The sequence below is a fragment of the Mesorhizobium sp. M7A.F.Ca.MR.148.00.0.0 genome (assembly GCF_003997735.1).
GTDB lineage: Bacteria > Pseudomonadota > Alphaproteobacteria > Rhizobiales > Rhizobiaceae > Mesorhizobium.
The window spans coordinates 1-7,347 of the sequence record NZ_RZTB01000176.1; the positions used below are offsets into that span (position 1 = coordinate 1).

Annotated in this window: 9 protein-coding genes; 2 read left to right on the plus strand and 7 right to left on the minus strand. The window is 62.7% G+C overall.

All coding sequences use genetic code 11. The features are described from left to right. Window positions 1-448: Lrp/AsnC ligand binding domain-containing protein (locus tag EOB49_RS31670; RefSeq protein ID WP_245472923.1), on the plus strand; the 448-nt coding region annotated here is incomplete at its 5' end. A gap of 3 nt (window positions 449-451) precedes the next feature. Here EOB49_RS31670 and EOB49_RS31675 read toward each other — a convergent pair. From EOB49_RS31675 to EOB49_RS31690, 4 genes are all read right to left on the minus strand, one after another. Then, the gene (locus EOB49_RS31675) at window positions 452-766 is read right to left on the minus strand and encodes a helix-turn-helix transcriptional regulator (protein WP_127383285.1); all 315 of its coding nucleotides are present in this window, start codon (window positions 764-766) and stop codon (window positions 452-454) included. Next, window positions 763-918 carry a type II toxin-antitoxin system RelE/ParE family toxin gene (locus EOB49_RS38180; RefSeq protein ID WP_245472924.1) on the minus strand — a complete coding sequence of 52 codons (156 nt, stop codon included), beginning with the start codon at window positions 916-918 and terminating at the stop codon, window positions 763-765. The genes EOB49_RS31675 and EOB49_RS38180 overlap by 4 nt, the downstream gene beginning before the upstream one ends. Before the next feature lie 228 nt (window positions 919-1,146). Beyond that, window positions 1,147-2,346, minus strand: a complete 1,200-nt coding sequence (locus EOB49_RS31685) for a cytochrome c peroxidase (protein ID WP_127383286.1) — start codon at window positions 2,344-2,346, stop codon at window positions 1,147-1,149. A 7-nt stretch (window positions 2,347-2,353) separates the two neighbouring features. Then, window positions 2,354-2,803, minus strand: coding sequence for a FixH family protein (locus EOB49_RS31690; protein WP_127383290.1), 450 nt, complete (start codon window positions 2,801-2,803; stop codon window positions 2,354-2,356). 151 nt (window positions 2,804-2,954) lie between these two features. Between EOB49_RS31690 and EOB49_RS31695 the strand changes: the two genes are divergently transcribed. Next, the gene (locus EOB49_RS31695) at window positions 2,955-3,875 is read left to right on the plus strand and encodes a sugar kinase (protein ID WP_127383287.1); all 921 of its coding nucleotides are present in this window, start codon (window positions 2,955-2,957) and stop codon (window positions 3,873-3,875) included. Here EOB49_RS31695 and EOB49_RS31700 read toward each other — a convergent pair. From EOB49_RS31700 to EOB49_RS31710, 3 genes are all read right to left on the minus strand, one after another. Next, on the minus strand, window positions 3,872-4,894 hold the full coding sequence (locus EOB49_RS31700; protein ID WP_127322143.1) for an aldose epimerase family protein: 1,023 nt from the start codon (window positions 4,892-4,894) through the stop codon (window positions 3,872-3,874). The two genes, EOB49_RS31695 and EOB49_RS31700, sit on opposite strands and share 4 nt — an antisense overlap. A gap of 92 nt (window positions 4,895-4,986) precedes the next feature. Next, window positions 4,987-6,456 (minus strand): NAD-dependent succinate-semialdehyde dehydrogenase, encoded by a 1,470-nt coding sequence (locus EOB49_RS31705; RefSeq protein ID WP_127383288.1) that lies wholly within the window; start codon window positions 6,454-6,456, stop codon window positions 4,987-4,989. A gap of 191 nt (window positions 6,457-6,647) precedes the next feature. Further along, window positions 6,648-7,347: AEC family transporter (locus EOB49_RS31710; protein ID WP_127383289.1), on the minus strand; the 700-nt coding region annotated here is incomplete at its 5' end.

Below are 7,347 nucleotides of genomic sequence, written 5' to 3' on the forward strand. Positions count from 1 at the left end.
AGAAGACCAATTGGACCGCATCGACAGGAACATCCTGTCGGCGCTGGCAAGCGATGGCCGGCTTTCCATGTCCGAACTGGCGGCAAATGTCGGCCTGTCGAAGACGCCGGTGCAGGCGCGGGTGAAGCGGATGGAAAAGGACGGCTATATCCGAGGCTACCAGGCGATCATCGACCGCGAGCGCATGGGCGAAGGCCATGTCGCTTTCGTCCAGGTGAAATTGTCCGACACCAGATCCGCCGCGCTCGACGCCTTCAACCGATCCGTACAGGCTGTGCCGGAGATCGAGCAGTGCCACATGATGGCGTCGAGCTTCGATTATCTGCTGAAGGTGCGCACCCGGGATATCGCCGCCTATCGCCGCGTCCTGGGCGAGCGCATCTCGGCCCTGCCCCATGTCGCCCAGACCTCGACCTTCGTGGCAATGGAGACGGTCAAGGATCGGTAGAATTCAATGACCGATGCGCGACTTCGGCTTCCCAGGCTTGAAGCTGATGCGGAGCTTCGAGCCTGTCGCCTTGGCAAAACGCTGCAATGTTCGGGTCGAAGGCATGTTTCGACCACTCTCCAAGCGGGCAATCACGGCCTGTGTCGTTCCCATGGCGACGGCGACCTCTTCCTGAGTCATGTCGGCTTCACCTCGGGCCTTGATCAAAGCTTCGGCGATCGCGAACTCTTCCTCCAAGGCTTCGTATTCGGCAACGAATTCCGGGTCCTTGAACCAGTCCTTGGCGACGTCCTCGACTGGGATTGTTTTCCGGCTCATAGAACCTCCTTTGCTCGTTTAAGAGCCAATTCGATTTCGCTTCGTGGCGTCTTCTGGGTCTTCTTGGCGAACACTCGCACCACAACCACACGACGTTCGGCCGCGGTCACGTAGACTGCACGAGCAATGCCGTCCCGGCCCTTGATGCGCATTTCCCAAAGCCTGCCTTCCAAGTGCTTAACGTATGCTCGTGGACTTTCTGCAGCCCGTGCGCCTCGATCAGACGCGATATCCTCAGAAAGCTGGCCAAGATATCTTTCGGTTGAGCCTCAAGCTCCCGCCTCACTTCAATTCAATATTGAGAAATTCGACCGACCAGCTCATCGACCTAGATATACCTTTTTTGCAATATTTTTCAATCGCCGATGTAGTCGGCAACCTCACTCCGCCAGCGTCTTCAGGAACGCCACCAGCGCTCCGCGCTCGCGATCCGACAACTCCAGCGGGTGAACCTCTGATACCCCTTCGACGCTGGGGGCAGCCTTGGCGTAGTGCGCCACCACCTCGTCGAGCGACGAAAACTGCCCGGCATGCATATAGGGCGGCCGCGTTGCCGCTCCGCGCAGCGATGGCGTCTTGTAGGCGCGAACGAGTTTGGGCGCATCCTTGACCATGAAGCGCAACTCGCCGCAGGCGCTGGCGTCGCCATCGCGATAAGCGCCGAAGCAGTTGAACGGGTCCGCCTCGACTTGGTGCACGGCATCGATACGGCCGCGATCCGGCGGCAGGCCCGCAACGGATGGCACGCCGGTGTTGTGGAAGCTGTTGTCGGTGAAGCGCGAGCCGTTGTGACAGGTAACGCAATTGGCCTTGCCGATGAACAGTTTAAGCCCAAGGATTTCTTGTTTGGAAAAGACAGCATCGCCCTTCGGCTCGGCACCGGTGGCGAGGTCCAGCGCAAAGCGGTCGAAGCGCGTTGGCGCCGGCGCGATCGAGCGTTCGAAGGCGGCAATCGCCTTGCCTAGATTGGCAAAGACGCCGTTGATAGCGTCACGCTGCGGGCCGCTCATGGCATTCCAGGCCGCCCTCTCGACATCGTTTCCAAGCGGGCTGGCATCCAACGGCATGCCGGAAAAATCAGGCAGCGGCCCGAAGATGCGCTCATAGCGTTCGCCGAAGCGCGCCTTGATGTAATGCGCGTAGGCGGTGCGGTTTCCCGCCTGCTCCAGCGGGTTTTCGAGCGGCGTCAGCGCTTGCGCCCACAGGCTGTCGCGGCGGCCATCCCAGAAGAACCAGGGATCGCGCGCGACGCCGGCCAGTGGCATGGTGCGCCGGCTGGTACGGCCGACCCCGACCGCCTGCGGCAGGTCGTCCTGGAACTGGCGGTCGATCTTGTGGCATGTCGAACAGGATATCGACCCGTCACCGCTCATGCCCTGGTCGAAGAACAGCGTCGAGCCGAGTGCGGCAGCCGCCGGCACGTCGGCAAAACGATTGGTGGGGTCGGGCTTGAGCGCCGGCAGCGACGACAGCGCCAGCGAGGCGATGGTCGTCTTTTCGGCGTCGGAAAAATCCGGCTTCGTGCAACCGGCAAGGACAACGGCCACCATCAGCGCCAGAAAACGCGAACGCCGCCTCATGTCCTGCTCACAGCACCACGTTGAAGAGCACCGTGTCGGAGCCGGCGGTGGCCGAGATGGCGAAATGCAACTGCCACCAGCCGCTCATGGTGAATTTCACTCCTTCGATTCGATAACGCCCGTCGCCGAGATAGTCGGTCGTCTGCGGGCTGGTCGGCAGGCCGTGACTGTGCAGTGGCATACCGCCCGAAATCGCGATCGCGGCACCTTCCACCGGAACTCCTGCCTTTGTCTTCAAGGTCAGCAGCCAGGATTGCAGTTCGCCCTGCCGTACGACACCCCGCTCCGGCGCGAAGCTGGCCACGAACAGCGCGTTGGCGGTGTTCTTCGTCCGCGAGACATCCGGGCCGGCAGGCAGCGACGACCGCGGCGCCGTCAGGAAGACGGCCGCGAGAATGCCGACCAGCAAGGCAGCCAGACCAAGACCCGCCAGAAGATAACGCCATATCGATGCCAAACCGGTTCCTCTTCCGCAGACAACGCTCTGCCGGACGGATCGCATCCCGCCAGCCTGTGGGAAAACGCTGTGACGGAAAAAACCCTGCTTGCCAAGCATGGCGCTGCCGGTGGCAAAAAGCTACAGCACCGGGATCACTGGAGGATTGTAGATGGCGGGAAACGGCGTCGCCTCGATCGGCGAATGCATGCTCGAACTGTCGGGCCAGACGGGACCGAACTGGCGCATGGGCTTTGCCGGCGACACGTTCAACACGCTGTGGGCGCTGCATGCACTGAGCGCTGAGCGGCCGGCAACCTATGTCTCGGCCTTCGGCGACGATCCGTTCTCGCAAGGCCAGATCGATTTCTTCGCTGAAAACGGCATTGGCATCGGCTCCAGCCCGCTCATAGCAGGCGCGCGGCCCGGCCTCTATGCCATCACGCTGACGGGAGCCGAACGTTCCTTCACCTATTGGCGTGGCGACGCCGCCGCGCGGCAGCTTGCCTCGGACCCGGCCGCATTATCGAAAAACCTGGAAAACCAGGCACTTGTCTATTTTTCCGGAATCACTTTGGCAATTCTGGACGAAGCCGCGCGCGCTGCCTTGCTGGCCGCAGTCGCCAAGGCGCGCTCGGCTGGTTCACTTATCGCCTTCGACCCCAACTACCGGCCGCGGCTCTGGCGTGAGCGCGAGGAGGCGCAGGCAGCGATCGTCGAAGCCCTTGCCGTCACTGATATCGCATTACCAACCTTTCCCGACGAGCAGATGCTGTTTGAGGATGCAACGCCGCAAGTGACCGCTAAACGGATCGGGAAATTGGTTGGCGAGGTCGTCGTCAAGAATGGCGAAGCGCCGGCGCTGATCGCCAAAGGAGGAACGCTGCGCGACGTGCCGGCGATCCATGTCGCAGCTCCCGCCGATACGACGGGCGCCGGCGATTCCTTCAACGGCGGCTATCTTGCGGCTCGACTTGCCGGCCACGAACCGCTGGAAGCCGCACGCCATGCCCATCGTGTCGCCGCCGCCGTGGTGCAGGTACGTGGCGCACTGGCGCCGTTCGAGACGCTGCGGGCGGCGTTCGAAGGCTAAGGTAGCCGGAATCTGTATTCCGTGACGTGGTGGTAGATCGCGCCCGGCCACAGCGTCGCCTGCGGGAAATAGGGCCGGTTCGGCGCATCCGGCCAAATCTGCGGCTCGAGGCAGAAACCGCAAAAGGCCTTGTAGTTCCGCCCTTCCAGCCCGGTGCGCGGCGTCACATACTGACCGGTATAGAGCTGGACGCCGGGCTCAGTGGTCCAGACCTCCATCTCGACACCGGAACTGGCGCCTTGCGTCCACGCAGCCTGTTTGAGCGGCCCGCGTGTCGAAGCGAGGCAGAAATTCTGGTCGTAGGGCAGCTGTTCGCCCTCGGTCTCCATGCGCAACGGCCGCGCCTGGCGGAAATCGAACGGCGTGCCGTCAACCGGCTTGACCACCCCGGTCGGGATCATATCGCCATCGACCGGCAGATAGGCGCCGGCATTCAACATCATCCTGTGGTCGAGAATGTCTCCGGCGCCGCCATCGTCCAGGTTGAAGTAGGAATGCTGGGTGAGATTGCACAGCGTCGGCTCCTCACAGGTGGCTGTCAGCTCGACGCTAAGCGTGCCGGGGATCTTCAACCGGTAGGTGCAGGTGACATCAAGCGCGCCGGGAAAACCCATCGCGCCATCGGGATCGTGCAGGGTCAGCGTGACGAAATCCCTGCCATGCAAGGAAACCGTCCACGGCCGGTGGGAGTAACCTAGCGAGCCGCCATGCAGCGTATGCTTGTCGAGGAAGTTTTGCTCGGTCTGGTAGCGGCTGCCGCCAATGGTGAAGCGGCCGTCGCGGATGCGGTTGGCGTAGCGGCCAACGACAGCACCGAAGAACGCCGTATCCGTCTCGTAGCCTTCCAGACAGTCATAGCCGAGCACCAGCGGAGCATCGTGCCCGGTCAGGCGTAGATCCTGGATGATCGCGCCCAGACCGATGATGTTGGCTGTGATGCCGCCGCCCCTGATCGTGAAGCGACGCACCTGCTCGCCAGCCTGCGTCGTGCCGAAAACCTCGCCGTCCTTCATCGCCATGCCCGTAAATGCCAGTTGATCCAGAAGACTTCGGCTGGTTTTCCGATGAGAGATGGGCAGGCTATCGGCCTGCTCATCCCCGGGATAGCCTATCAGAGGCCGAGGCCGCCGATGCAGACATATTTGGTGTCGAGGTAATCCTCGATGCCCTGATGTCCGCCTTCCTTGCCGAGGCCGGATTCCTTGACGCCGCCGAACGGCGCTTCCGGCGTGGTGATGAGGCCTTCATTGACGCCGACCATGCCGTATTTCAGCCCTTCCATCACACGGAAGGCGCGGCCGAGATCGCCGGTGTAGAAATAGCAGGCGAGGCCGAATTCGGTGTCGTTGGCGAGGGCGACGGCCTCCTCTTCGGTCTCGAACTTGAACACCGGTGCGACCGGGCCAAAGATCTCTTCCTTCATGAAGCGCATCTTGGGTGTCGCGTTGGCGATGACCGTCGGCTGGAAGAACGAACCGCCGAGCGCATGGCGCTTGCCCCCGGCGACGATCTTGCCGCCCTTGGATGTAGCGTCGGCGATCAGTTCCTCGACCTTCTCGACCGCCTTCTCGTCGATCAGCGGCCCCTGCTGCACGCCGTCCTCGAGGCCCGAGCCGACCTTCAGCCCGTTGCTGGCGGCAGCGAGCTTCTCGACGAACTTGTCATAGACACCAGCCTGGACAAGGAAGCGGTTGGTGCAGACGCAGGTCTGGCCGGAATTGCGATACTTGGCGGTGATCGCACCGGCGACCGCACGCTCGATGTCGGCGTCATCGAAGACAATGAACGGCGCGTTGCCGCCGAGTTCCATCGACACTTTCTTGACGGTGACCGACGACTTCTGGATGAGAAGCTTGCCGACTTCGGTCGATCCGGTGAAGGTGATCTTCGACACCAGCGGATTGGCGCAGATCTCGTCGCCGATCTCGCTTGCCGAACCGGTCAGGATGTTGACGACGCCCTTGGGGAAGCCGACTTCCTCGGCGAGCGCACCCCAGGCGAGACCCGAATATGGCGTCTGCGACGCCGGCTTGACCACGGCGGTGCAGCCGGCGGCGAGCGCCGGTCCGAGTTCCGGGCCGAGTTTGCGGGCCAGCATCGAGGACGGGAAATTCCATGGCGTGATGGCGGCAATGACGCCGACCGGCTCCTTGGTCACCAGGATGCGGCGGTCCGCCCATGGTGAGGGCACGACATCGCCATAGGTGCGGCGGCCTTCCTCGGCGAACCACAATATGTAGGCCGCGGCGGAGCCGATCTCGCCCTTCGATTCGAACAGCGACTTGCCCTGCTCGATGGTCAGCAGTTCGGCCAGCACGTCCTGATTGTCCATCATCGCGTCATGCAGCTTGCGCAGCAGCTTCGAGCGCTCGAGCGCGGTGGTCTTGCGCCACGATTTGAAGGCGGCGGCGGCGGCCTCGATGGCGCGGCGGGTCTCGGCCTTGCCCGACTTCGGCACGGTGCCGATCTTGAGACCGGTGGCCGGATTGTTGACGTCGACTGTCTGGCCGCTGTCGGCCTGCACCCACTCGCCGTTGATGAGATTGGCCTGCCGCATGAAATGGCTGGTTTTCTGAAGCATGGTCTATCCTCCGTTCAGCGCCCTGACGGGCCGGTCTGTGAAATCTTCGGTGAGCGTGCGCCATGGACTGAAGCCGGCACGCCGGAGCCACTGCTCTTTACCGAGGGCAAGGCCCGCAAGCAATCGCAAGATGGCATATAGGGCTTGGGCCACAGCGAGACGAGAGCAGGCGACGTGCTTACCCCAATGCCTTACCCGAAAACGTGCAAGACGACAGTCAGCCAGAAAGCCGTGGTGATGGCTGCACAGGCCGTGGCGATGGTCATCTGGTTCGACGCCAGCGCCTGGCCGGTGTTGAACTGAACGGCGATGAGATAGGAATTGATGCCGGATGGCAGCGCCGCAACCACCACCGCCACCTTGGCCGTCAACGGCGGCAACGCAAGCAGCCAGACGAAGGCGAGAACCAGTGACGGCATCAGGAACAGCTTCAACGCTGAAAGCGCCAGCGCCGGGCGGACATTGCCTGATATGCCGAAGCGGCGCAGGCTGAGACCCATGGCAAACAGCGCCACCGGTCCTGCCGTGTCGGCCAGCGCATCGACCAGACGCATTGCAAGGTCGGGCAATGGCGCCCCGGTCATGCGCCAGGCAAGCCCGGCCAGAATGCCGATGATCAGCGGATTGAGAAACAGCCGTTTCAGAAAGCTTCTGACGACACGCAGGGGATGCACGTGCTCGCTACCGCTCCGGCCAAACATCTCGAAGAGCACGATGGAAGCCATCATCATGATCGGCAGATGCACGGAGACCAGCAGCGACAGCACTTCAAAGCCGCTCGGGCCGAATATGCCGAGAATAAAGGGAGCACCGAGCAGGACAACGTTGGAGTAGGCCGACGATACGCCGCCGACAACGCCGGCGCGTGCGTCGCGCCCGAACACCCGCGTG